The organism is Chryseobacterium sp. BLS98 (genome assembly GCF_001045445.1).
In the GTDB taxonomy this organism is placed as follows: domain Bacteria; phylum Bacteroidota; class Bacteroidia; order Flavobacteriales; family Weeksellaceae; genus Chryseobacterium.
On record NZ_LFNF01000003.1, the window covers coordinates 132,901 to 159,059 of the forward strand.

Here is a 26,159-nt window from a genome sequence, read left to right on the forward strand (position 1 = left end):
AACAATGTTAAAAAAGAAATTATTATCGCTGATGGCAATATTGGGCTTTGCAGGTATTTTATTGGCCGGAAACTTAAAGATCAAAGTATATAATCCCGGTTCAAAAGCCATTTTTCCCATTACTTCCACCATTATTTACGGAGATAAGGATGCAATGCTTATCGATGCCCAGTTTCAGAAGCAATATGCAGAGCAATTGGTCAAGGAAATTAAAGCCACAGGAAAAAACCTGAAAACGGTATTTATTTCCCACAGTGACCCGGATTTTTACTTTGGGCTGGATGTCATCAAAAAGGCATTCCCAAACGTGAAAATCATTTCAACCGCACAGACTGCCTATCTTATATCTGCCTCCAAAGATGATAAAATGGCAGTATGGAAGCCACAACTGAAAGAAGATGCTCCGTCAGAAATCATCGTTCCTGAAGCTGCAAATGCCATTCCGGACCTGGAAGGAAATAAAATTGAACTCAGGCAGAATGCTGAAGATACAGCTCACAGTTTTGTGTGGATCCCATCACTGAAAACAATTGCAGGAGGTATTTCCGTTTCCGTAGATTCACACATCTGGATGGCAGATACGCAGAATGTGAAAGCCATTGACCAGTGGATTGCCCAGATTGATGCTATGAAAGCACTGAAGCCTGAACAGGTGGTGCCTTCCCACTTTGCCAAGCTGTCTTTGTCTCCCCAATCTCTTGATTTTGTCAGAAACTATCTGGAAAACTATAAAACAGCTGTTACTGAAAATAAAACATCTTCCGGAGTTGTAGATTTTATGGTTAAAAAATATCCTGATCTTCACGGAAAAGATGAGCTGGCCATGGGAGCAAAAGTTTTCTTCGGAGAAATGGATTGGGATCTGAAGTCACCTTATCCGGCTATTGGAAATAAAGTAGAAGTAGATTTCGGAACACTTAAATTCATTCTGGATTTTAAAGACAATAAAGAAATGTCTTTCACAGGAGTTTCCGAAAATGTAAAAGGCCGCACGGATACCGTACAGTATACTGCTGTAGAAGTAGCAAAGAATGTCTTCATGGTGTATTGGCACGAACCTAAATTAGGCTCTAATGTTACCCATATTCAGGATTATAATAAAAATATAATCTATACCAATATTGCAGATCCAAACGGGACCTTTACCCATCTGAAAGGAACCTTAAAAATTCTGAAATAAATACTGAAACTGCCGTCGCAAGACGGCAGTTTTTTATGGTTCCTACAACCATATGCTTCATCAAATCAACTTGTTGATTCATTCTTTGCTTTCATTAAAATCTATAATATGCATCGTAAACTTTGCGTTAGAAAAAACTCTCATAGTTTAAGCCGATGATGCAGATTTTATTGAACCATTAAGATTGTTAAGCGTTTAAGTTTCATTATGATTATTAAAGTAACCTTGTTTAAAGCGAGGCTCATCTTAATATTCCTAAAAGCTTAATAGAACGGTAATGGTTGAAAAAATGGTCAAATAAAATATTTTTTTCATAAAAACTCTCACAGATTTCTCAGAATACACAGATATTCTTTTGATATTATTACATAAAAATGGCCGTCAGAAAGACGGCCATTTTATTATAAATTCATAAACAATTTCGGATTAACCGGAGTGTTGTTTTTATGGACTTCGTAATGAAGGTGTGGGCCTGTAGAACGCCCGGAATTTCCGGATTTTGCAATAACCTGACCTACCTTTACCTTGTCATTCACCTTTGAAACCAATTGGGAAAGGTGTCCGTATAGTGTAGCCAGCCCATTTCCGTGAGAAACAATAACACAGTTTCCGTAACCGCCCTTCTGGCCGGAAAAAATAACGGTTCCTGCAGCAGCAGCTCTTACATCTGATCCGTAAGCAACCGCAATGTCTAGGCCTTTATGAAACTGCATCTGATCTGCTTCAGCAGGAGGATTGTTCTTTTCCATCGGAGCTTTATCGGCAGTATTGCCGGCAACAGCTTTCGTTGAAGCAGCAGCAGGGGATGGTGCCGGGGCAGAAGCAGAAGGAGCAGCTTTTGGAGTTACCATTACTTTTACTTCTCTTTTATTGCCATAGCTGTCTGTTAACTCTATGATTTTCTCAACAGGCTCAGCTTTTACTTCAGGTTTCGGAGCTGCAGCAACGGCTGCTGGTTTAGATTCAGCAACAGCGCCTGATTTTACAGAGGCAAATACGGTTTTAAATGGAATAGGATTTTTTCTGATGCCGAAATTAGAGGAAATATATCCGTCGGTAGGCATCCCAAGGGGAACTTCCATCAGTTTTTTCTGCAGATTCATCAGATACTGGCTGTAGCGGTTGGCCTGCTTGGCAAGGTATATGGAATTGGAGATACTGTCTTTGCTGAGCACGGTCAGCTTTTCGTCAGTAATGTTTTTAGATCTCAGGAAAGAATTAAGCTCGGCAACAGTCTGATCTACCATAGTAAGATCTGTTTTCATTTTTAGATAATCCACGCTGTCTTTCTCGGTGTTTATCTTAACCAGATTTACTTCGTACATTTTGTCATCTTTTTCGGAAAATAACTTTGCGATAAAGACAGCCTGTGCAAAAACTACTAGCAAAAGCCCTCCGAGGAGAAGGTTCACGTTCTTCTTGCTGTTTAGAAATTTCTTCATATTTCTTCTCTTAGTATATTACAAAACGGTTTTAAGCGTGCAAATTTAATTAAAAATACTCTTTGTACGATATTTTTAGAGAAAACTTAGTTTTTTCTGTATTTAACGTATGATTAGATATTTAATTGTGTTCAAATGTTAATTTTTTCAGAAAATGGTTTTTATCATAGCCTCAAAAGTCCTTGTTCCGTCTTTGTTTTAATATATTTGCAGTTCACTTTCCAATTATGGCTAAAAAGAAAATAATTTCAGAATCTTCTCATCCGAAAAAGAATAAAAAAGACCTTTCTGTAGGAGTAGTAGGAAGCGGAAGTTTTGCAACTGCTATTGTAAAAATGCTTGTTGAAAACTGTAAAACAGTGCACTGGTGTGTTAGAAATGAATTCGTAAAAGGAGCGATTGAACTTCGTGGGCACAACCCGTCTTATCTTACGGCAGTTAATTTTAATCTTAAAAGTCTGAAACTTACCACAGATATCAACGAACTCGTGACTGCGTGTGATGTAATCGTATTGGCGACCCCTTCCATTTATCTTTCGGATACCATGGATAAGATGACCTGTGAATATGGGGACAAAATCTTTGTTTCTGCTATTAAAGGGATCATTCCTAAAGTAAATGATGTAGTTGCTCATTATCTGAGGGATGAATTTAAAATAGGCTTCAGAAATCAGGCAGTTATTGCAGGACCATGCCACGCTGAGGAAGTAGCTATGGAAAGACTTTCTTACCTTACAGTTGCTGCGGCGGAAGATGAAACTGCTGAGAAACTGGAAGGAATTTTCAGTTCAGATTTTATTAAAGTACATTCCAGCAAAGATATTTTAGGAAATGAATACAGCGCAATTCTTAAAAATATTTTCGCCATCGGAGCAGGAATAGCAAGTGGATTAGGTTATGGAGATAACTTTACTGCCGTTTTTGTTTCCAATGCCATCCGTGAAATGGAAATCTTCCTTGAAGCTGTATATGAAGCCCCGAGAGATGTTAACGAAAGTGCTTATCTGGGAGATCTTCTGGTAACCGCATATTCCCTTTTCTCAAGAAACCGCAGTTTAGGAAACCTTATCGGGAAAGGTTACACCGTAAAATCTGCAATCCAGTCCATGAATATGGTGGCAGAAGGATATTATGCAGCAGATTCCATCTACAAAACGGCAAAACAGAAAAACCTTAAACTACCAATCATAGATACCGTTTATGCTATCCTGTATGAAGGAAAAAATGCAGAGAAACAGTTCAAAAAGCTGACTGCTAAATTGAATTAAAAGGAGCTTTACTCAAGTTTCATACTGAATAATAAAAATAACTTAAGTCTTTTCGGGCTTAAGTTATTTTGTTTTGAACCCCTTGATTACAGTAGATATTTTGCCTGTTTAATCAGCTATTTCAATAGAGGATTATTGACAGTATCCATAGAATTTTATTGCTTGTTTAAAAACTGTTTTTATCGTAAAAATTAACGTGTTAAAATCGTTAAACGCACTCTTACTTATAAAACTTTTCCCGAAATTTGAAATAAAATTTAGAATTATGCCACAATCGCTTATAAGCAGAACACCGAAACCAAAATATGACGTTGTACTGATAGGCGGCGGAATCATGAGCGCCACTTTAGCAACGCTGCTTCACGAATTTGATCCCAATCTGGAAATTGCCATATTTGAAAGGCTTGGCAGGTTTGCCAAAGAAAGTACGGCAGCATGGAACAATGCAGGAACGGGACATTCAGCTTTTTGTGAACTAAATTATACCCCTGAAAAACCGGACGGAAGTATTGATATTACAAAGGCAGAAAGTATTGCAGAGCAGTTCGAGATGTCGAAACAGTTCTGGTCATACCTTGTTACCCAGGGATACATAAAAGATCCCAAAGAATTTATTAATTCCTGTCCTCACATGAGCCTTGTATTCGGCGAAAAAGATGCTGAATACCTTAGAAAACGCCATGAAAAAATGTCAGGCTCTGTCCTTTTTTCCGGAATGGAATATTCTACAGACCATGAGCAGCTTAAAGAATGGATTCCATTGGTGATGAGCAAAAGAAATCAGTCTGAAGTAATGGCAGCTACCAAAATGGATATGGGAACAGACGTTAATTTCGGAACATTGACCAGAAAAATGGGACGGCATCTGCTGGAAGATTCCAATGTGGAAGTATTCCTGTACCATGAAGTAAAAGATATCGATCCGCGGGAAGACGGTAAATGGGAAATGAAGGTAAAAGACAGGATCCATAATCACAAGCAGGAAGTCGTTGCTGATTTCGTATTTATCGGTGCCGGAGGCTATGCACTTCCGTTGCTAGACAGTTCGGATATTAAAGAAAGTGAAGGATACGGAGGTTTCCCTGTTTCAGGACAGTGGTTGGTAAGTCATAATCAGGAACTGGTAGAAAAGCACCACGCCAAAGTGTATACCCAGGCGACAGTAGATGCACCGCCGATGTCTGTTCCCCACCTGGATCTTAGAATCATTGATGGTAAAAAAGCACTCCTTTTCGGGCCTTTCGCTGGGTTCTCCACAAAATTCCTTAGAGAAGGAAGCTATCTGGACCTGCCTGAAAGTGTTAATACTAAAAACCTGAAATCATTATTTGGAGCCTGGTGGCACAACATCCCGCTGACTAAATACCTTATTCAGCAGGTAGCGATGACAAAATCCCAAAGAATGCAGCACCTGAGGGAATTCATTAAAGATGCCAAAGAAGAAGACTGGGAACTGAAAGTAGCAGGCCAGAGGGTGCAGATTATCAAGAAAGATGAAAAAGACGGTGGAAAACTGGAATTCGGAACTGAAGTGGTTGTCAACAAAAGCGGAACGATTGCCTCATTGCTTGGTGCCTCTCCCGGAGCCTCTACAGCAGTATTTGCCATGCTGAATGTGCTTGAGAAATGTTTCCCTGAAAAACTACACGGCGAATGGAAAGATAAACTACTTGAAATGGTTCCTTCGTATGGCCAGAAGTTAGCTCAGAATCCTGAACTTACTGATAAGGTTAGAAATTATACCAAAGAGAAATTAGAACTGGAATATTAAAAAGTGAATGGTGAATGGTCAATTTTGCTTCGCAAGTGAATTTTGAGTGAGATTAAAATTGACCATTGACGTTTCACTATTCACATAGATGACTATAAAAAGGTGGAAGAAGTTATTATAAAGCCCATCATCGCCAAAGAACTCCTGGAATCCCTTCAAACCAAGGTAGAAGAGGAAAAGCAGGTGATTGTGCACTGCTGTTTTCCGGCATCCCCGTTTTTAGGCAACCTGATCAGGATCTGGAACTCCACTTATCTGTTGGACAATCAGTCTGAGCATAAAAGCAAGCTGATTCATGCAGAAAATATCAGCATTTATCCTAACTGGACTCCGGTACCGTTTATGAGGGATTTTTGGTTTACCCTGGTGTTTTCCGGTTTGCCAAGAGACTGTAAAAGTTTTGATCTTAAAGAAGTTATTCCGGAAGAAGGAGGATTCTTTGTAGAGTCCATCAAAAGAAATGCTCTGGATGTTTACCGTGTGAAAATTTCAGAATCTTATTAGTATATAATGGCAGTACGCGAGGAAAAATTAAAACAGATCATCAGCTGGGCAGAAAACAACCCTGACATCCGCACCGTATTGCTTACCAGTTCACTAGTGAACCCTTATGCTCCGGTAGATGATTTCAGTGACCTGGATATAGAGCTTGTTTTCGAAAATATGAAAGATTATGAGGCTGACAGGAAATGGATTGATCTTTTTGGCGAGCCCATTTCAATGCTGGAAGAAGATGAAACGTATTTTGACGGGAAGCATGCCATGAAAATGGTACTCTATACGGATCATGTAAAAGTGGATTTTAAGCTGTATCAGAAATCAGAGTTTGAAAAAGAAATTCAGGAAGAGTCACTTCCCGATGATTGGGATGTTGGGTATAAGGTTTTGATTGATAAGGATCATCTGACCGAAAATATGAAATTGCCTACATACCAATCCATTATGATCAAACAACCAACGGAAAAGAAGTTCAGGCAACTGATGAACGATTTCTGGTGGGATACGACCTATGTGGTAAAATGCCTTAAACGCGAAGATCTGTTTTATGCCCAATTTATGTCCGGTGGGATCAGGACAGATTATCTTGTTCCTCTGATTGAATGGTATATTGCCAGCAATCATAACTGGGAAAATATCACCACAAATAAACATGGCCGTCTTTTCAAAAAATACCTGCCCGAAGAACTCTGGAGAAGGGTAGAGGCAACCTTCTCAGCAAGCAGTATCGAAGAAAACTGGCGTGCTTTATATGCCACTGCAGACCTGGTACATGAGCTTGGGGTAATTTTAGCAGAAAACTTAAAATTTGAGTATCCTCAGAAGCTGGAAAATGATATCAGGAAATACTTCGATGAGGTAAGATCAATACCTTGATTTTAAGCAAACTCATTCTGCCGGATCAGATTTTCAATACAGTATTCTGCAATGGCTGTGATCGTTACAAACGGGTTAACGCCAATGGTTCCGGGAATTAGGGAACCATCTAAAACATACAGATTGTCGTGATCTTTTAGTTTTCCGTATTCGTTCGTCGCTTTACCCAACACACAGCCACCCAGCGGATGATAGCATACATCTGCCCCAAAACCGTTGTTAAATAAAAAATGACTTCTCGTTCCGCCATTGGCCCTGTTCATCTTTTTGATAAAATAGTCGGCATTTTCCTTCATTTTGGCAGTATTGCTCTTGTTCCAGTCTAAGCTGACCTTCTTGGTGTTTGGGTCATAGGAAACTTCTCCCTTTTTATCCACTCTATTGATAAGAAGGTACAGTGCTGTTGCTACATCCATTCCCATTGGAAGAGGTGCTATTTCTGTAAAAAAAGGATGCTCCTCATCTTCCCAGTTATCTATACCACCCACAGGAATGGTAGATTGTTTAGCTCCTGTTCCGCCCGAAAGAGGTTTTACCCAGTTTCTGCCCGTCATGAAATTGCCGTTGTTTCCCCAGTTTTTCCCTATCTGATCATGAACAGGAAAGTCATTGACTGCATTGGAATGTAGGAGCAGCTGTAAAGTTCCCATTGTTCCGGCGGCAAGAATCAGTTTTTTACAATTGAATTCTTTCTCCGAAACTGTAGCTCCCGAAGTATCGGTTTGCCGGACCTGTAAAGTATAGGTTTTATCTCCGTTTAGTTTTATATTTTCAACATGATGAAGATCCATGATTTCAAGATTTCCAGTTTCCAGGGCTTTTTTAAGATATGTTTTGTCCAGGCTGTTTTTGCCGTGATTATTTCCGTAGATCACTTCCGTGTTGAAAGCAGAGCGGGGAACTTCATTTCTGTATTCCTTCTCCATATACTGAAAATCATATACATTCGGAACCCGTATGGTTTTAAATCCGGCTTTATGAGCCTCTGCTTCACCGACTCTCGTGAATTGATAATAAGGACAATCCTGTAAAAACTGCTCATCAATAACATTGACCTTCAGCTCCTTATGAACCATTGGAAAATAATGGTTGTAAAATTTTTCGGCATCCAGATCAGGAAATACTTCCTTAAAGTAGCTTTCCTTTGGAGTAACGGCCATTCCGCCGTTAACCAGGGAACCTCCGCCAACTCCTCTGCCTACCCAGATATTGATGTTTTCAAAATCCATCCTGTCCAGTGTGCCCGTGAATGGGGTTAAAGAAAAAATATTCATAAAAGGAGCAATGGTCTTCTTTTTCAGCCATGCTGCGCTTTTTCCGGGTTTCAGCATATTGGAAAACGGAATCCCGGATTTCTCCCAATTAAGACCCATTTCCAGCATCACGACTTTTTTCCCCTCCTCGCAGAGACGGAGAGCAGATACAGCGCCGCCATAACCGCTGCCGATAATAAGTATTGGCGCTTCTATGACCTCTTTACCAGGTTGTATTGTTTTGGGTTGTATAGCCTGAAACAGCTCAGAATTAAGAAAATAAAATCCTGATACTGCCAATAAACCTGTTTTAATGAATTTCTTCCTGTCCATGTGCTCTGTTGGTCAAAAAATATGCTAAAAGAAATGGAATTCGGATTATTTAAAATAGATTGTGCTTTTTATTAGTATTTTAACTTTTTGTGCCATAGAAAATCCTTAGTTTTACGTATAATTTGCATCAAAGATGAAAAAATATCTGATCCTGATTCTGCTTTTTCCGTTTTTTGCTTTTGCTCAAAAAATGGTGTCCCCGGAAGTTACAGCAGTTAAGAAATTCCAGGAAGAACTCAATGCTGAATATCTGAATCCTAAGGAAACGCCTTTAAGGGGAGATAATTTTACCAACTTTAAAGGGCATCCTTTCTTTCCGTTTGATTTAAAATACAGGGTTACTGCGAAACTGGTGAAGACTACAAATCCTCAGCCTTTTGATCTTCCTACCTCTTCCGGAAAAACCAAGTCTTATCGTGAATATGGGAAAGCCACATTTCAGCTGGATGGGAAATCTTATACCCTTACTTTATATCAAAGTCTTGATCTGATGAAGCAAAAAAAATATAAAGACTATCTGTTTCTTCCCTTCCGTGATGCCACTAACGAAAAAGAAACCTACGGCGGCGGAAAATATATGGATCTGAAAATTCCGAAAGGCAATACAATTATTCTGGATTTCAACCAATCCTATCAGCCTTATTGTGCATATAATGCTTACGACTACAATTGCCCGATTGTTCCCGAGGAAAATAAACTTCCTGTAGAGATCAGGGCCGGAGTGATGTACCAGGACATTTATCATCATTAAAATATGGTCAGTTTAAAGTTTTTCGAGATATCTGATTTCCCTGAGCTTGATTATGCTTTGGATGAAAATCAAGGGCAGTATACTTCAACAGTAGAAAAAGCTCTGGAAAGAATTAAAGAAAGAAATGATAATAAAGCATTGGCAGTTACCATCCTTCAGGATGAAAAGCCTGCCGGTTTTTTCGTGCTCGATTTTGGGGAAGATAAGCTTGAGTTTACCGACAATGAAAAATCTGTTTTATTAAGATCTTTATCGGTCAATCCAAATTTACAGGGGAAAGGAATCGGGAAAGCAGCGATGCAGCAGGTAGATCGGTTGGTCAGGGAAAACTTCCCGGATTGTGATGAAATTGTTCTTGCAGTCAATCAGAAGAATATTTCGGCCTATCAGATTTACCTTAAAACAGGTTACCTGTACGAAGGGAAAAGCAGGATAGGAAGAAGCGGTCCGCAATACCTCATGCATAAAAAACTTTAAGAAAATTTTAATTCCAGATTTTCTGTTTGGCTTGATTCTTTCCATTAACTTTGAGTGAAATACAAATAAATTATGGAAATATCCCTTCAAAATCAGGTAGCTGTAGTTACAGGTGCCTCCAGTGGAATAGGCTCAGGAATTGCAAAATCTCTTGCAGCAGCAGGAGCTACCGTAATAGTCAATCATTCATCGGAACGATCTACAGAAGAAGCACAGGCTGTTTTAAAAGAAATTACAGATGCCGGCGGAAACGGGATTACGTACCAGTGTGATGTTTCCAAAGAAGACCAGGTGATCAAAATGTTTCAGGATACTGTTTCACAGTTTGGAACAGTAGATATTCTTATCAATAATGCAGGAATTCAGAAAGATGCCAAATTTACAGAGATGACTCTCGACCAGTGGAATGCAGTAATCGGTGTTAATCTTACCGGGCAGTTCCTTTGTGCAAGAGAGGCCATCAAAGAATTTCTGCGTCGAGGCATAGATCCGTCCCGATCCATTGCCTGTGGAAAAATCATTCATATCAGTTCCGTTCACGAAATTATTCCTTGGGCTGGCCATGCCAATTATGCAGCCAGTAAAGGAGCCATCAGAATGCTGATGCAAACCCTTGCTCAGGAATATGGAGCGGATAAGATCCGGGTGAATTCTATCTGTCCGGGTGCTATTCAGACTCCTATCAATAAAGATGCGTGGAGTACACCTCAGGCATTAAATTCACTTTTAAATCTTATTCCTTACAACAGGATCGGGCAGCCACAGGATATCGGTAATTTAGCTGCTTTTTTAGCAAGTGATCTCGCCGATTATATTACAGGAACCAGCATATTTGTAGACGGGGCGATGACCACTTTTGAAAGCTTTTCTACAGGAGGATAGACTAGTTTCAGGATTGATCATTTTAGGGTTGAGGAGTTGCTAGTTACTGGTTGACGGTAATTAAGACGCATCATCTTCAATCATCTGAAATCTGATGTCTGATATCTTAAATCTTTTCTCTTTATTCTTGTCTCTATTACCAATAAATTTTGCAAAAAACACATGTCCGAAAAACAAAGACTTTCAGAAATAGCATGGAAAAAATGGGGTCCCTATGTCAGTAACCGTGAATGGGGGCTTGTCCGCGAAGATTACAGTGAAAACGGAGATGCATGGAATTACACTACACATGATACTGCAGAAGCCAAAAGCTACCGATGGGGCGAGGAGGGGATCTGTGGTATTTGTGATGATCTTCAGCAGCTGGTTTTTTCCATAGGATTCTGGAATAAAAAAGATAAAATGGTGAAAGAGCGTTTCTTTGGGCTTACTAACGGGCAGGGAAATCACGGGGAAGATGTCAAGGAATATTTTTATTACCTGGATTCTACCCCTACGCATTCTTACATGAAGATGCTGTATAAATATTCGCAGAATCCTTTTCCTTATGAAGATCTTTTAAAAGTAAATGCAGAAAGAAATAAAAATGAACCTGAATATGAACTGATTGATACAGGAATCTTTGATCGGAATGAATACTTTGATCTGTTCATTGAATATGCCAAAGAAAGTGAACACGATATCCTGATTAAGCTTACAGTAGTCAATAAATTTGAAAAAGAAGCTCCTATTGTCATACTGCCTACATTGTGGTTCAGAAATACATGGAACTGGGGCTACGATGATTACCTGCCAAAGCTTAACAGTGAAGACGCAGAGCATATAACCGTCAACCATAAAAATATAGAAATTAAAAACGTATATGCGAAACAGTCTTTGAAGACATTATTTTGTGATAATGAGACCAATACTGAAAAGCTCTACAAATCTCCGAATCAGTCAAGATATTGTAAAGACGGAATTAATGATTTTGTTATTAACGGAAACTCACAGGCTGTAAACCCTAAAAGTACCGGGACCAAAGCTTCTTTCTTTATTGATGAAACATTGGAAGCGGGAGAAACAAAAATTTTTGAATTCAGAATGTCGGAAAAAGATTTAAAAGATCCTTTTGCCGATTTTGAAGCTATTTTTGAACTCAGAAAAAAAGAAGCAGATGAATTTTATGCTGAAATTCAGAAAGGGATATCGTCAGATGATGAAAAATTAGTCCAAAGACAGGCTTTTGCAGGAATGCTGTGGAACAAAATGTTTTATCATTACAATGTTGAAAAATGGCTGAAAGGAGATCCTGCTGAAATGTCGCCTCCCAAATCCCGGGAAAAAATCAGGAACTACGACTGGAAGCATCTCAATAATGAACATATCATTTCAATGCCTGATAAATGGGAGTATCCCTGGTATGCGACCTGGGATCTGGCATTTCATACAATCAGTTTTTCACTTATTGACCCGGATTTTGCCAAACACCAGCTGAAACTTTTCCTGTTCGAATGGTATATGCATCCAAACGGCCAGATTCCTGCCTATGAGTGGAATTTCAGCGATGTTAATCCTCCGGTTCATGCTTGGGCAGCTTTCCGGGTTTTTAAAATTGATGAATATATCAAAGGGAAACCTGATCTACAATTTTTGGAAAGCGCCTTCCAAAAACTGCTCATGAATTTTACATGGTGGGTAAACAAAAAAGACAGCAATGGCAATAATATTTTTGAAGGAGGATTTCTAGGTCTTGATAATATTGGTGTTTTCGACAGAAATTTAACGCTTCCAAACGGTGAGCAGCTGGAACAGTCTGACGGAACGAGCTGGATGGCTATGTTTGCCCTTAATATGATGCGAATTGCCCTTGAACTGGCTTTATATAACAATGTATATGAAGAAATGGCCATGAAGTTTTTTGAACATTTCCTCTCCATTGCTAATTCACTGGATAATATGGGGGACGAAAAGTTCAGCCTTTGGGATGAGGAAGATGAATTTTTCTATGATGCCATCAGTTCCGATGATGGAAACCATATGTATTTAAGATTAAGAACTATCGTAGGACTGATCCCTATGTTTGCTGTTGAGGTCATTGATGATGAAATGATCGAAAAGCTTCCCAATTTCAAAAAAAGAATGAAGTGGGTTCTCGAAAATAAACCTGAACTGGCCTCCCTTGTGTCTAGATGGGAAGTAAAAGGGCAGGACTCAAAGCATCTCCTTTCACTGCTTCGCGGTCACCGTTTGAAAAGGTTATTAAAGAGAATGCTAAATCCTGAAGAGTTTCTGAGCGATTACGGAGTTCGGGCATTATCTAAAGAATATGAACAGAATCCGTATACACTCAATTTGAACGGCACAGATTATTGTGTGAAATATACACCAGCAGAAAGTGATAGTGGTCTTTTCGGAGGAAACAGCAACTGGCGTGGACCCATTTGGTTTCCGATCAATTTTCTGATCATTGAAAGTCTCCAGAGATTTTTCTTCTATTACAGTCCGGATTTCCTGGTAGAATATCCTACGGGAAGCGGAAATTATTCAAATCTGGACCAGATTGCAGATTCTTTAAGCAAAAGGCTTTCTAAGATATTTTTAATGGATGAAAACGGAAAACGTCCTGTGAATAGTCAGTACGAAAGATTTCAAACCGATCCTGATTTTAAGGACTATATTTTGTTCTATGAATACTTCCACGGAGATAATGGAAGAGGAGTAGGAGCATCACACCAGACCGGATGGACAGGACTTATTGCAAAAATCCTCCAGCCAAGGTTCTCCAAAAAAGAAATTGCTGAATCCGAAACAGAAATGCCGGGAGAAGTGAAGAGTTAGCAGTTTGGAAATCGATTTTTGTATCCTTAAATATTATCTGCTATTCAAAGATCTGCTGTATCACTTCAAGCGATGCCGGGATTTTAAAATCTGTGATGTGATAATGATAGTACACTAAAATACTGTCCAGAAAATCTTTTCGCTGCGAAGAATGAATTTTTGTAGCATAAAGGTTTTCTGCGCAAAGAATTTTTTTCCATAATCCGGAAATTTCATGATTGAACAACTGATGGGCGGGTACCTCGGAAAATGTCCCGGTTTCCGGATCCAGATAGGGGCCGTCATGCATCAGAGGAGCAACTCCCTGGATTTTCAATACTGTAATTAAAAACAGAAGATGGCACTGGTAGTTTTTGGCCATCAACTCGTCTATAAACTGATCAATACTAAAGAAAAGCCTGGGATTCTTATTTTCGTGCCTCAAAACCTGATTCAGAAAGTCCGATATGAAAAAGATGACAGTATTGGTTCTGATATCCATATACATATCGTGGTTTTTCACGAGTTCAAATTTAGAAATCAATGGAATTCCGTTTCCTTTTGCAGGATTAACCGTGAAATTAAGCATGTTCAATGGCTGGAGCAGGGCTTTCTTTTTATTTCTTTTGGAATAAATACCTTTTATGAAATACGTCTGAAAGCCGTCTTCTTCTGTAAAACAATGCAGGACCGCATCATTTTCACCATATTTTATGAATGATAATAAAAATCCGTTTTGTGAAATCATTAATTAACTACAGCTATTTTTGCAGTAGCTTTATCGGACCCGTCCTCATTAGTCATCAGGACAAAATAAATACCTGAAGCTACTCTGGTGCCTTTTTGATTATTGAGGTCCCATTCATAATAACCTCCTCTGGCTACTGCAGAGTGAATTACATTTCCTGCTGCATCTGTGATTCTGATATTTGTTTTTTCCGCAAGTCCTTTAATGGTTACTTTTCCTTTAAAGTTCGAATACACAACAGGATTTGGATAGACCACTACATTTCCGAAGTTGGCATTCACATCAGCAACATCTCCCTGATAGGCCACAATACCGTTAAAAGTTACGAAATATACTTTTCCGGTTTTTCTGTCAACCTTTATATCGGTAACGGAATTGGTGGGAAGAGGTGAGTTTTCTTTTGTAAAATGCTTTATAGTCTGCTGTCCATCGGAAGAAAGGTAATATACTCCTCCTCCGTCTACAGAAAGCCATTTGTAATCCCCGGCATCTACTTCTATTTGCAGTATTTGGCCATCTCTGAATAGTTCTTCACCAAGGCCTCCTTGTTCTATGATGATGGGCTCTACTGTAGGGTTGGGCTCTTTTATTGCCGTAGCAGCATTAGGCAGTATTCTTAATCCACTGTCGGTACCGATCCAGGCGTCTCCGGATTTGCTGAAAGCTACAGATAAAGTTCCTTTTGAGTTCCCTGCAAAGCCATTGGTATCTTTTAAAATATAATCTGAGTCATCCGAAAGGTTGGTAGGGGTTTTATAATCGTATACAATGAAATTATTGGTTCTTGGAAGAGGCAGCCACAGCATATTTTCATAAAATATTGGCTTTTGCATCCCTTCACTTGTTAAGCCGAATTTTTTTACAATAAAATTATCTGCTACCTTGTCATATATACCTATAGATGGAGATCCATCATTAAAACCTACAGAAACAAAAAGATTATTTTGATTGTCAAATACAAATCCTACAGGACGACGATAGGAAAGACCGGGAGTTCCCATATCATAATATTTTACTAGATCAAAGTCTTTATTACCAGAATTATATTTCATTTTATAAACACCTTGCGAACCTATTGTATAATTAGTAAAAAAGACTTCACTATTATCTGCAGGATTCATTACTGCATCCAGAACATTAACAGGAGTAGTAAGGCCTATGAAATAAGATGGATAAATCCATTCAGAACCATTAAAGTAATAAAATCCTGGTTTTTTAGGATTTTCCGCAGGATGATTATACCTGTTCACTCTGGATCCTGATGATACCAGCAGCTGGTTATTGTCATACAAATTGATCTTATAGGAAGAATTGGAATATGGACCTGATGGCTTGTAGGTTGTTCCACTTTCTTCTTTTATCCCAGACAGTACTGTCCCGGCATATATTCTCCCGCCGGCGGTAATTGCTGTATTACAGTCTTCTCCTACACTTACGGCATTCTGTGATACTCCGTTTAATCCAAAAGTATATATTCTGTTATCCGTTACTACAATATTGCTGGCGTTGATGACAATATCCTGAATATTTGAAAAGCTGGCAGGTAATGGCGTACCGGTACCGTTATTGTAAATGTATGCTGATGTTGTAGAGGAAAATATAAGGGATGATTCAGCGTCAATATGCTTGTATGATCCTGGGATTTCATTTGTCCATGTAGAAAACACCGGAAATGTAGTATTCATTTCGTGGCTTTTAAGGCCGGTATTTGTTACGGAGTAGACTTTATTTCCGAACAGGGTTGCTTCATTACTGGCTTCATATACGCCGCCGCTCACAAAGAATGCAGAATCTCCGAATTCTTTTTTATTAATGTTAAATATAGAAACTCCATAGCCTACAGATATTACAGCCTGATCTCCTGTAATAGAAATATGATTAATCTTTTTGCTTCCGTTATAACCAGTTGCAATAGGAATATCAACAATATATTTAATCTCTTGCGGGGTAATAACGTCCATCGAACCGTTTGCGTATCCTATAATCCCTATTTTAGTCTGCGGATTATAATCAAAGGCAGATATACTGACATCATGCAGCCCGTTAGCTTTTGACAGCTTTGTAATCTCCCCGGTTGAAATGGTATAGTAAAATATCCCGTTTTCGGTGGCGGCAATTATTTTCCCATTGTCTTCCTTCATGGCAAGGACATTATTATAGGAAAAAAGATCCGTCCATTTTTTTGATGAAATAACCTGCGCATTCATGAATTGCAGGGAGGCAAAAATACCCAGAGAGATTAAAGAGAGTTTTTTCATATTATACGGTTATGCTGCTGTCTATTGCCTGGTTGTTCCAGGAAATGTGCTTTACGTTTTTATTTGCATCGAAGTAAAAATCTATTCTGCCAAGAAGAAGACCTGCCCATCCTACCTGGTTGACCAGAACATTTTTACCTTGCCGGTTAGTAAATGTTTGTGGTTCAGGTAAAAAAGTATGGGTATGCCCGCCCAGGATAATATCAATGTTTTCCGTTTTGGCAGCCAGAATTTTGTCGCTTATTTTATCAGGTTCATCTTTGTAATCATAGCCTATGTGAGAAAGACAGATGACAAGATCACATTTTTGTTCGTTTTTAAGGAAGTTGGAATAGTGTTGTGCTACATCTACAGGATCCGAATATACGGTTTCTCCATATTGTTTCTTGCCTACGAGACCATCCAGCTGGATACCAACACCGAAAATTCCGACCTTTATTCCGTTTTTATTAAAGATTTTATATGGTGACGTCTTCCCGTCCAGAACTGTATTCTTAAAATCATAATTTGAACAGATGAATGGAAACTGTGCATTGGGAAGCACTTTTAAGAAACCATCCAGGCTATTGTCAAAATCATGGTTTCCCATAGTGGAGGCGTCATACTTCATCATAGACATCAGTTTGAATTCCAGTTCGCCACCAAAAAAATTGAAATAAGGAGTTCCCTGAAAAATATCACCGGAATCCAGAAGAAGAACATTATTTTCCTGGCTTCGGATCTGCTGTATCAGGCTCGCTCTTCTTGCAAAACCTCCCTGATTGGGGTTTTTGGTATAGCTTGCATCAAAAGGTTCTATTCTGCTGTGCTGATCGTTGGTATGAAGAATGGTCAGTTTATTTGCGGATTTAAAAGGATTGAATTTCAATTCTTCCGCCATCATCATATTGGGAGCTAAAGCTGCTGCTAAAGATCCGCCACCTATTACTTTTAAAAATCTTTTTCTATCCATTATTTCTTACCGATAAAATTTAAACGAACATCTGTATTCGGAACCACTTCAGGAGTTTTCTTAAAATATTCAATGAAAAGATCCCTCAGTTTAATCCCCGTGGAAATAGATTCCCCTTTGGAAAAGAATTTCATATTGTCCCCGCCTAATGCCAGATAATCTGAAGTGGCAATATAGTAATCCTGTGAAGGGTTTATAGGTTTGCCATTGATCTGGGATTGAGTGAGCTGTCCGTTATTGGTTTCAATATATAAATGGGAAACAGGATTGTTGACCTGAGTTTTTGCATAGTAATCAAAAAGCCCCTGAAGGTCTGATCCTTTCATTTTTACGATAATCACCTCATTTTCAAAAGGCATTACTTCAAAAATACTTTTCAGGAGAATGTCGCCTTTTCCGATTGTTGTACGTATTCCTCCGATATTGATCAGAGCGGCATCTACACTTTTATTCAGATTCTTTTTTGCCCATGCATCAGCACCTTCAAAAGTGTAATCGGCCAAAAGATTTCCAAGATTGCTGTTATCCCCTTGTTTGGTAAGATCTACGCTGGTGTGGGAGATCTTCTGGTTCATCTCTTTATCCAGTTTCTGCTTATAAGGTTCAATGACATTTACAAACGCCTCATCATTTTTCAGCTCATTATTAATAGAAATGTTTTTCTGGGGCTGAACCTGAGCCAGCTGCAGCGTGGATGCTGTTTTGCAGGCAGTGAGTGTAGCCAGAGCAATTCCTAGTAACAAGAATTTATTTTTCATATGTTGCAAATTATTTTTAAAGGTCATATGTAATCGCCGGTATTTATAGTTTTTTTATAACTGAGTTTGGTCGCAGCGATGCCATACTATCTTTTAGTATATGCAAATATAATTATATGTATAATAAAACATTATTATTTATTACAAATTCTTGCCGTAAATTATTAAATTTGGCAAAAATAATTCTAGCAGATGAGCATTTTAAAAGGAGTAGGTGTTGCATTGGTAACACCCTTTAATGAAGATTTATCCGTTGATTTCGACAGTTTAACAAAACTTGTTGAGTATAATATCGAAAACGGAACCAATTATTTAGTTGTTTTGGGAACTACAGCAGAAGCTGCAACGCTTTCTGATGAGGAGAAGAAAAAGGTGATTGAGCATATCATTAAGGTTAATAATAAACGTCTTCCTTTGGTTTTAGGAATTGGCGGTAATAATACTCTTGAAGTCAAGAAACAGATTGAAGAAACAGATCTTTCTGCATTCGAAGCCGTGCTTTCTGTATCCCCGTATTACAACAAGCCTAACCAGGAGGGGCTTTACCAGCACTATAAAATGCTGGCATCTACCGGTAAAAATATTATCATTTATAACGTTCCGTCAAGAACAGGCCAGAATGTTGAAGCTGATACTACGATTCGTCTTGCCAATGAATTCCCGAATTTATTCATGATCAAAGAAGCGACACCGAATATTCTTCAGTATTTTGATATCTTAAGGAAGAAGCCTGAAGGATTTTCACTGGTTTCGGGAGACGATGAATATACACTTCCAGTGACTTTAGCTGGTGGAGATGGTGTAATTTCTGTCATCGGGCAGGGGTATCCTAAAGAATTTTCCGCAATGGTTCAGCTTGCTTTTGAAGGAAAGGTAAAAGAGGCTTATGAAATCCACAATAAATTAGTTGACATCACAAGACTGATTTTTGCAGAAGGAAATCCATGTGGAATAAAAGTAGTTCTTGCGGAAAAAGGAATCATTAAAAACTATTTGAGACTTCCGTTAGTTCCTGCTTCAGAGGGGCTTTATGCGAAGATCAAAGCGGAAATGGCGAAAATCGGATAAGTCAGTCAATTGGTAAAATTTGCTTCACGAGTGGATAGTCAATCTTAAAAATATACCGTTGGCGATTCATCGTTGACATCAAATATCAAAGGTGAAAAGCTCGGGCTTTTCACTTTTTTTAATCATAAAATTTAAAATATGAAATTAACAGAAGTAACGGAAAAAGATATTCCATTGATCCGCGATTTGGCCAGAAGATCATGGGAGAGTGCTTATGCGGGAATCATTTCCCAGGAACAGATAGAGTATATGCTTAATAAAATGTATTCGGAAGAAGAAATTTCAAATCAGCTTCAAAATCCGGACTATCATTATTATCTCATTTTTGATGAAAATAATAATTCTTTTGAAGGCTTTATCGGTTATGAAAATAATTATGAGGCAAGAACCACAAAACTTCATCGGATTTATTTAGTTCCTGAAAGCAAAGGGAAAGGATTTGGAAAAGAGGCATTGAACTTTTTAAAAGATAAAGTATCTGAGAGCGGAAACGAAAGAATTATATTAAACGTAAATAAAGAGAATTCCGCTAAAAAATTCTATGAATCTCAGGGATATAGAGTATATGATGAAGTGGTTTTGGATATAGGCGGAAATTTCGTCATGGACGATTATTTGATGGAATATGTATTTCACAAATGATTGACTTAAAATTCTGTAACATTTAATTTTAATTCTATAACAAGTGATGTTTCTTTTTACTTCATCTTTGTATCAGAACCAAATCACTTTCAATAATACATTCATATGCTTGGTTTTGAGCTTTTATAGCTTTTTATCAGTATATTTTTTTCATCCTTAGTGTTTAAATTCCTGTATTCAAATGCAGGAGTTTTTTCTTTTTTATACATTATGTTAAAAAAATAATTCTATTTCACTTTTAAATGAAATAAATTGTTATATTTACTCCGAAATTCAACACACTTATACCAGGATGAAAATGTATGTAAAATTTGATTTCAATGCTCTCTGTAAGAAAGTATTGGATGAAAAGCTAAAAGAGCATGGGCTGAAATATCGCCTTCTGAACTTTGGCGAAGTAGAATTCTATGAACCCTTTACCCAGGAACAGCATAATCTTTTTAAGAAAAACCTTAAAGATTACGGAATAGAAATCATAGAAAGCCAGAAAACGGCTTTGGTACAGAAAATAAAAGATGCCATCGTAGAACTTGTCTTTTCTGAGAATGCAGTTCCCGTTAAGGCGTCTATTTACATTGCTGAGAAGCTGAATCACAGCTACGGATACCTTTCCAATCTTTTTTCTGAGGTTGCATACACATCTATAGAAAATTTTATTATTCTTCAGAAAATAGAATATGCCAAGGAGCTGATCCTGAATAATAAGCAGAGTCTGACAGAAATTGCGCATAAGCTGAATTATTCCAGTGTAGCCCATTTGAGTACCCAATTTAAAAATACCACCGGAATCACACCTTCCCAGTTCCAGAAGATCGTTATGAAAAGAAGAAAAAAGCAAGCGATAGCCATCAATTCAAGAATGCTGTATGAATAAGGAATATCTGAATGTAATAGCGGTAAATAATGACGAAGGAAACATCATATTCTTTAAAAATATTTTCAAAGATTTAAAGATAGGCGTGAAATCGCAATGTTTTTCCGATGGGGAAGGGCTTATGAAATATCTGAAAAGCTGCGGGGCTATTATTCCGGAAGTAATCTTTATCAGATATGATATTCCGGGAAAAAGCAGTATGGATTGTCTGAAAGAAATTAAAGCAGATCCCAAATTCAGTAGTATAGTAACTGTAGTATATGCTCATGAGATTTCTGAAATTGAAATTGAAGAAGTATTTGTTGACGGAGCTAATGTTTTTATGAGACAGCCGGAAACTTACGAAGGGCTGAAAAAGGCAATAACAGAAATTATTACGATCAACTGGCAGTACCATTCTTCAGGATTGAACATTGATAATTTTATCATGAAAGTATGATGAACAAAGTTTTTTCAACACTTGGTTTTTTAGAAAAAAGTTTATATTTATTACATACTATTCACACAAAAGTGAAAATTGTATAATTAATAATTAAAATAATATAAGAAGAAATCCATGTAATATGGTCAATTTTGTAAATGTAAACATTGCAACACAAATTAGTTATATATAAAAGCAATGGATGATAAGAAAACAGATTATTTCACATAGAAACAAGATATAAGTCACAATGTTAGTTTTAACAAAATGAATTATGTTTATTTCCAGCTATAAAGCATAGAAGATCTTTAAACAAAACGGTACAATCATGAAAACTTAAGAGAGTTGGAGGGTATTTATTCGTTTCATTCCCACTCCTTCAACTTGAACAGTTAGTTTTTATAATAAGCAGTTGGAAAAATAATTCATTTTGTTTTTTTAATTTATTTTAATAGTCAGGACTGAAAAATTCAAATAGTATATAAATATTTTCACACCAAACCACAAGATATTAGTTCTTGCTATTAAAATAAATTTTTTTAAAAGATCAAAAAGTAATTTCTTCTAAATAACAGTTTTATAAGGGGGCCGCGGAAAGATTTTTCTTTTCGCGGTTTTTTATGAAATCTTACTCCATTTATTCTTTCCCCTATAGTATTTCAAGTAGTAATTTTTAATAATCAGATTGTCCGGCCTGGTCAGATGCGGATCTGCTTCGAGGATTTTATCAACCGTATTTTTTGTTGTTTTGATAATGGCAGAATCATTTACCAGATCCAGTCTTTTAAAGTCTACGACCCCGCTTTGCTGCGTTCCTAAGATATCTCCCGGCCCTCTGAGCTGCATATCGACTTCAGAAATCTTGAATCCGTCATTGGTTTCCGTCATAGTCCTGATACGGGTTCTGCTTTCTTTCGACAATTTGTCCGAGGTCATAAGAATACAATAACTTTGTTCTGCCCCTCTTCCCACACGGCCCCGCAGCTGGTGAAGCTGTGAAAGCCCGAATCTTTCCGAACTTTCTATAACCATTACAGAAGCATTCGGAACATTAACGCCTACTTCAATTACCGTGGTTGCCACCATAATTTCTGCTTTCCCGGAGGCAAAATAATTCATTGCAGCGTCCTTTTCAGCAGGTTTCATCTTTCCGTGAAGCATTGTGACATTATAGTCGGAGAATGCATTCATCACATGATCCAGACCCTCCATCAGGTTTTTATAATCTAAAGTTTCCGATTCCTCGATCAATGGATAAACAAAATAAACCTGTCTTCCTTTTCTGATCTCGTCCCTGCAGAAGTTATATACATAGGTTCTGTCTTTCTCCCGTCTGTGAGCGGTGATGATGGGCTTTCTTCCCACAGGCATTTCGTCGATCACAGAAACATCGAGGTCGGAGTAAAAGCTCATGGCCAGCGTCCTTGGAATGGGAGTAGCAGTCATCACCAGAATATGTGGAGGGATTTTATTTTTAGCCCATAATTTTGCTCTCTGCGCTACCCCAAACCTATGCTGCTCATCAATGATGGCTAATCCAAGGTTTTTAAATTTTACCTTATCTTCCAGAACAGCATGTGTTCCTACCAAAATAGAAAGGGTTCCGTTTACCAGCTCTTCATGAATGATTTTTCTTTCCGAAGTTTTGGTAGAACCTGTCAGCAGGCGCACATTAATATCTGTTTCTGTTAAAAGATCTTTAATTCCGTTGTAATGCTGCTGCGCCAGGATTTCAGTGGGAGCCATCATACAGCTCTGAAAGCCATTATCCATAGCGATCAGCATTGTAAGCAAAGCGACCATCGTTTTCCCGGACCCTACGTCGCCCTGAAGAAGTCTGTTCATCTGGATAGGTCTTTTCATATCCACCCGGATCTCCTTTAAAACCCTCTTTTGTGCATTGGTAAGATCAAAAGGAATATGATGATTGTAAAAGTCATTAAAATGATCTCCTATAACAGGAAACGGATTACCTGGCGAATGGCTTTTATGATGGAGTTTTTTGAGGGCATAACCCAACTGGAAAAAGAAGGATTCCTCAAATTTCAGCCTGTTGTCAGCTTTTTCAAAGTGTTCCATATCCTTTGGAAAATGCATGTTTAAAAAAGTATGCTGCCGGGATAAAAACTTAAAAGCTCTGATCATATATTCGGGGAAATTCTCCTCGATAAGATTGGGAATCTCCTTGCAGATATTTCTTAAAACATTCTGGAAAAACCTCTGATTCAAACCTCTTTTGGTAAGCTTTTCCGAACTGGGATAGATAGGTTTCAGGCGGCTGTCATTTTCTTTATTCTCTTCAGCTTCAATTTCAGGATGGGGCATGGAAAATTGCCTGTTAAAAACATTGATTTTCCCGAAAATATAAACTTCACGGTTCACCGGAATCTGCTCTTTCAGCCATTTTGAGTACTGAAACCAAACAAGGTCCATTGTTCCCGTATCGTCATTAAATTTTGCAGAAAGCCTTTTTGTTTTTCCGGTCTGTATTTCCTGTACCTGTGTGATTCTTCCCTTAAGCTGTACCTCAATGGCACTTTCCTCAAGCTGGGAAATTTTGTATACTTTATTCTTATCCAGATAACGGATAGGGTAGAAGTTCAGAAGGTCTTCAACAGTGGAAAGGCCCAACACACCTTTGATGAGTTTGGCTCTGTCAGGACCAATTCCTTTTACATATTCTATAGAGGTCTCTAAAGTCATTTTAAAAATGAGCCCTAATTTCGGGAAAATAGGCTTAAGATTAAAATTTTTTCTCTAAAATAAAATCAAAAAAAACGGCTTCCAATTTGAAAGCTGCTGTAAGGTTTAGTCTTTTATTTTAGATTTAAATTTCTTCTGATAATCTTCCCACTGTTCTCTGGAACGGATCTTTTTAAACAGATCTTTAGAGATAAATTCTAAATAAGGTTCCAGTTCCTTGGCAGATAACTCTCCCTGAAGGATAGTAATAGGCCCGCCGTTCTCATCGAGAAATACCGTACTCGGAACTGCAGCAACGTTCATATACTGAGTGAATTCGTGCAAGGAATTTCTTCCTTTCTTATGCTCGGTATTGTCATTGGAAAATGTTCTCCCAAAAGCTTCAATAGATTTTTTTTCTTCAGCATTAAATTTTACGGGATAATAATTTTCATTTAAGATCTGGGCAATGATGTCATGACCATATGTTTTTTTATCCATGATCTTACATGGGCCGCACCAGTCTGCATAAAAGTCGATCAGGATTTTTTTCGGATTTTCTTTCTGGGCTTTTAAGGCTTCTTCAATGGTCATCCATTTTACCTGGGCAAAACTGAAGCTAACTAAAAATAAGAGTATTATGCTTATAATTTTTTTCATAATTTGATATTTAACATAAAAATAAGCATAATCTGCTTACATTATTTTACATCCTGCATTAATTTTTTCACGAACGGAGATATCAAAATTAATACCACACCGGCAATTACCGCATACAAACCCAATTGTTTATATCCATCGGTGTAAGTGATCAAAGCATCATAGTTAGTAGATCCTTCTTTGGCAGTGGCAAGTCCTGCTCCTATAATCCCTGCAACATATTGTCCGTAAGCCGAAGCCAGGAACCACATTCCCATCATCATTCCCTGCAGGTTTTTGGTGGAAAGCTTCGTCATAATCGATAATCCGATCGGGGAAAGACAAAGTTCTCCAAGAGTAATAATCAATAGTGCCAGTGTGAAGAAGTTCAGTGATGTTATTCCCTGAAGATCGGCAAAAAGTCTGGTTGCAAATAAAACATAATAACCAATTCCAAGAAAAATAAATCCTAAACCGAATTTAACGATGGTATTAGGTTCAATTTTTCTTTTATTCAGCCAAATCCAAAGAAGCCCAATAAGTGGGGCAAGGAAAATAATGAAAAAGGCTCCTCCTGAATTATTTACCCCATTCGGATCCAGTCCGAAAAGGTCCTTATTAAGGTTTTTAGCAGCAAAAATACTTAATGAGCCACCACTTTGTTCATAGATTCCCCAGAATAAAATAGAGAAAATGATGAAAACTAAAGCAGCCCAAAGCTTTTTACGTTCTGATGCGGTTACTTTGGACATTTCATAGAACAGGTAGATTAATGTCAAAGGTCCGATGGTCCACATAAAATAATCCGTGTATTCCGTTTTCGCTACCATCGTCATAATAATCGGAACAAAAATGAGAGATAATACATAAACGCCGTATTCTTTCCATTTCGGGATGGGCGCAGATTTCACTTCTGCCAGAGGATGTCCCGGTTGAAGACCAATGGTGCCCAGTGTTCTCTGAGTGAAAATGAAGTTGATGAGGCTGATTACCATTACTATTGCTGCCAATCCAAAAGCTATATTCCATCTCATTCCTTCCGGAATAATATGACTCAATACTTCTCCTTTTCCAATAGCAATACATAAATATCCACCAAGTAAGGCTCCAAGGTTGATTCCTGCATAAAAAAGAGAAAATCCGGCATCAGCACGTGAGTCGTTAGGTTTATAAAGCTGCCCGACCATAGATGAGATATTGGGTTTGAAGAATCCTGTTCCTACTACAGTAAATGCAATTCCCAAGAAAAAGAATTTGTGCGGATCGGTTGCCAGGATCAAACTTCCGACGATCATTAAAAGTCCGCCCCAGAAGAGAGATTTTCTGAATCCAAGGATTTTATCGGCGAAAAGACCACCAACGAAAGTAAAGGCATAAACAAATGCCTGGGTAGCGCCATACTGAAGGTTGGCTTCTTTTTCATGGAAATTAAGCTGTGAGATCATAAAGAAAACCAGCATTCCACGCATTCCGTAGAAACAGAAGCGCTCCCACATTTCAGAGAAAAACAGGCTCCAGATCTGTTGAGGATATTTTCCTTTAAAGTTTTGTATTTCTTCTAGAGTTAAGCTCATAATTGGGTATGAT

General features: G+C 38.1%; 22 protein-coding genes. 13 read left to right on the forward strand and 9 right to left on the reverse strand.

Annotation, left to right across the window (positions count from 1 at the left end; all coding sequences use genetic code 11):
* Nucleotides 1–4: 4 nt before the first annotated feature.
* Nucleotides 5–1,180 (forward strand): MBL fold metallo-hydrolase, encoded by a 1,176-nt coding sequence (locus ACM40_RS11815; RefSeq protein WP_048503005.1) that lies wholly within the window; start codon nucleotides 5–7, stop codon nucleotides 1,178–1,180.
* Nucleotides 1,181–1,581: 401 nt separating this feature from the next.
* Here ACM40_RS11815 and ACM40_RS11820 read toward each other — a convergent pair whose 3' ends face one another.
* On the reverse strand, nucleotides 1,582–2,622 hold the full coding sequence (locus ACM40_RS11820) for a M23 family metallopeptidase (protein ID WP_048503006.1): 1,041 nt from the start codon (nucleotides 2,620–2,622) through the stop codon (nucleotides 1,582–1,584).
* 227 nt (nucleotides 2,623–2,849) lie between these two features.
* Between ACM40_RS11820 and ACM40_RS11825 the strand changes: the two genes are divergently transcribed.
* The 4 genes from ACM40_RS11825 (at nucleotide 2,850) to ACM40_RS11840 (ending at nucleotide 7,035) form a co-directional block, all read left to right on the forward strand.
* Entirely contained in the window at nucleotides 2,850–3,890 is a 1,041-nt protein-coding gene (locus ACM40_RS11825; protein ID WP_048503007.1) for an NAD(P)H-dependent glycerol-3-phosphate dehydrogenase, read from the forward strand.
* 265 nt (nucleotides 3,891–4,155) lie between these two features.
* Complete coding sequence (gene mqo, locus ACM40_RS11830; protein ID WP_048503008.1) at nucleotides 4,156–5,661, forward strand: malate dehydrogenase (quinone); 1,506 nt, start codon at nucleotides 4,156–4,158, stop codon at nucleotides 5,659–5,661.
* Between the two features lie 102 nt (nucleotides 5,662–5,763).
* Nucleotides 5,764–6,165: a hypothetical protein gene (locus ACM40_RS11835; protein WP_048503009.1), complete on the forward strand. Its 402-nt coding sequence runs from the start codon at nucleotides 5,764–5,766 to the stop codon at nucleotides 6,163–6,165.
* A gap of 6 nt (nucleotides 6,166–6,171) precedes the next feature.
* The gene (locus ACM40_RS11840) at nucleotides 6,172–7,035 is read left to right on the forward strand and encodes an AadS family aminoglycoside 6-adenylyltransferase (RefSeq protein WP_048503010.1); all 864 of its coding nucleotides are present in this window, start codon (nucleotides 6,172–6,174) and stop codon (nucleotides 7,033–7,035) included.
* Nucleotides 7,036–7,037: 2 nt separating this feature from the next.
* Here the strand turns inward: ACM40_RS11840 and ACM40_RS11845 are convergent, their stop codons facing one another.
* A complete protein-coding gene (locus tag ACM40_RS11845) occupies nucleotides 7,038–8,621 on the reverse strand; it encodes a GMC family oxidoreductase N-terminal domain-containing protein (RefSeq protein WP_048503011.1) in 1,584 nt (527 codons plus the stop codon).
* Between the two features lie 133 nt (nucleotides 8,622–8,754).
* Here ACM40_RS11845 and ACM40_RS11850 point away from each other — a divergent pair, with 133 nt between their 5' ends.
* The 4 genes from ACM40_RS11850 (at nucleotide 8,755) to ACM40_RS11865 (ending at nucleotide 13,551) form a co-directional block, all read left to right on the forward strand.
* Nucleotides 8,755–9,372 (forward strand): DUF1684 domain-containing protein, encoded by a 618-nt coding sequence (locus ACM40_RS11850; RefSeq protein ID WP_048503012.1) that lies wholly within the window; start codon nucleotides 8,755–8,757, stop codon nucleotides 9,370–9,372.
* Nucleotides 9,373–9,375: 3 nt separating this feature from the next.
* On the forward strand, nucleotides 9,376–9,849 hold the full coding sequence (locus ACM40_RS11855) for a GNAT family N-acetyltransferase (RefSeq protein ID WP_048503013.1): 474 nt from the start codon (nucleotides 9,376–9,378) through the stop codon (nucleotides 9,847–9,849).
* Nucleotides 9,850–9,921: 72 nt separating this feature from the next.
* Nucleotides 9,922–10,731: a glucose 1-dehydrogenase gene (locus ACM40_RS11860; protein WP_048503014.1), complete on the forward strand. Its 810-nt coding sequence runs from the start codon at nucleotides 9,922–9,924 to the stop codon at nucleotides 10,729–10,731.
* A 162-nt stretch (nucleotides 10,732–10,893) separates the two neighbouring features.
* Nucleotides 10,894–13,551, forward strand: coding sequence for an MGH1-like glycoside hydrolase domain-containing protein (locus tag ACM40_RS11865; protein WP_048503015.1), 2,658 nt, complete (start codon nucleotides 10,894–10,896; stop codon nucleotides 13,549–13,551).
* Between the two features lie 40 nt (nucleotides 13,552–13,591).
* Here the strand turns inward: ACM40_RS11865 and recO are convergent, their stop codons facing one another.
* Genes recO through ACM40_RS11885 form a run of 4 tightly spaced genes read right to left on the reverse strand, consistent with a single transcriptional unit; the run spans nucleotide 13,592 to nucleotide 18,246 of the window.
* Nucleotides 13,592–14,278 (reverse strand): DNA repair protein RecO, encoded by a 687-nt coding sequence (recO, locus tag ACM40_RS11870; protein WP_048503016.1) that lies wholly within the window; start codon nucleotides 14,276–14,278, stop codon nucleotides 13,592–13,594.
* Nucleotides 14,278–16,536 (reverse strand): hypothetical protein, encoded by a 2,259-nt coding sequence (locus ACM40_RS11875; RefSeq protein WP_185097193.1) that lies wholly within the window; start codon nucleotides 16,534–16,536, stop codon nucleotides 14,278–14,280. Before ACM40_RS11875 ends, recO begins: the two co-directional genes overlap by 1 nt.
* Before the next feature lies 1 nt (nucleotide 16,537).
* Entirely contained in the window at nucleotides 16,538–17,488 is a 951-nt protein-coding gene (locus ACM40_RS11880) for a bifunctional metallophosphatase/5'-nucleotidase (protein ID WP_048503017.1), read from the reverse strand.
* Nucleotides 17,488–18,246, reverse strand: a complete 759-nt coding sequence (locus tag ACM40_RS11885) for a 5'-nucleotidase C-terminal domain-containing protein (RefSeq protein ID WP_048503018.1) — start codon at nucleotides 18,244–18,246, stop codon at nucleotides 17,488–17,490. The genes ACM40_RS11880 and ACM40_RS11885 overlap by 1 nt, the downstream gene beginning before the upstream one ends.
* Before the next feature lie 192 nt (nucleotides 18,247–18,438).
* Between ACM40_RS11885 and dapA the strand changes: the two genes are divergently transcribed.
* The 4 genes from dapA to ACM40_RS11905 all read left to right on the forward strand — a co-directional run bounded on the left by dapA (nucleotide 18,439) and on the right by ACM40_RS11905 (nucleotide 21,269).
* Nucleotides 18,439–19,314: a 4-hydroxy-tetrahydrodipicolinate synthase gene (gene dapA / locus ACM40_RS11890; RefSeq protein WP_048503019.1), complete on the forward strand. Its 876-nt coding sequence runs from the start codon at nucleotides 18,439–18,441 to the stop codon at nucleotides 19,312–19,314.
* Nucleotides 19,315–19,452: 138 nt separating this feature from the next.
* Entirely contained in the window at nucleotides 19,453–19,956 is a 504-nt protein-coding gene (locus tag ACM40_RS11895) for a GNAT family N-acetyltransferase (RefSeq protein ID WP_048503020.1), read from the forward strand.
* Between the two features lie 292 nt (nucleotides 19,957–20,248).
* Nucleotides 20,249–20,830: a helix-turn-helix domain-containing protein gene (locus ACM40_RS11900; RefSeq protein WP_048503021.1), complete on the forward strand. Its 582-nt coding sequence runs from the start codon at nucleotides 20,249–20,251 to the stop codon at nucleotides 20,828–20,830.
* Complete coding sequence (locus ACM40_RS11905; RefSeq protein ID WP_048503022.1) at nucleotides 20,823–21,269, forward strand: transcriptional regulator; 447 nt, start codon at nucleotides 20,823–20,825, stop codon at nucleotides 21,267–21,269. The genes ACM40_RS11900 and ACM40_RS11905 overlap by 8 nt, the downstream gene beginning before the upstream one ends.
* Nucleotides 21,270–21,869: 600 nt before the next feature.
* Here the strand turns inward: ACM40_RS11905 and recG are convergent.
* The 3 genes from recG to ACM40_RS11920 form a co-directional block, all read right to left on the reverse strand.
* Nucleotides 21,870–23,954 carry an ATP-dependent DNA helicase RecG gene (gene recG / locus ACM40_RS11910; RefSeq protein ID WP_048503023.1) on the reverse strand — a complete coding sequence of 695 codons (2,085 nt, stop codon included), beginning with the start codon at nucleotides 23,952–23,954 and terminating at the stop codon, nucleotides 21,870–21,872.
* Nucleotides 23,955–24,059: 105 nt separating this feature from the next.
* Nucleotides 24,060–24,593 carry a thioredoxin family protein gene (locus tag ACM40_RS11915; protein ID WP_048503024.1) on the reverse strand — a complete coding sequence of 178 codons (534 nt, stop codon included), beginning with the start codon at nucleotides 24,591–24,593 and terminating at the stop codon, nucleotides 24,060–24,062.
* 41 nt (nucleotides 24,594–24,634) lie between these two features.
* Nucleotides 24,635–26,146, reverse strand: a complete 1,512-nt coding sequence (locus ACM40_RS11920) for a peptide MFS transporter (RefSeq protein WP_048503025.1) — start codon at nucleotides 26,144–26,146, stop codon at nucleotides 24,635–24,637.
* Nucleotides 26,147–26,159 lie beyond the last annotated feature (13 nt).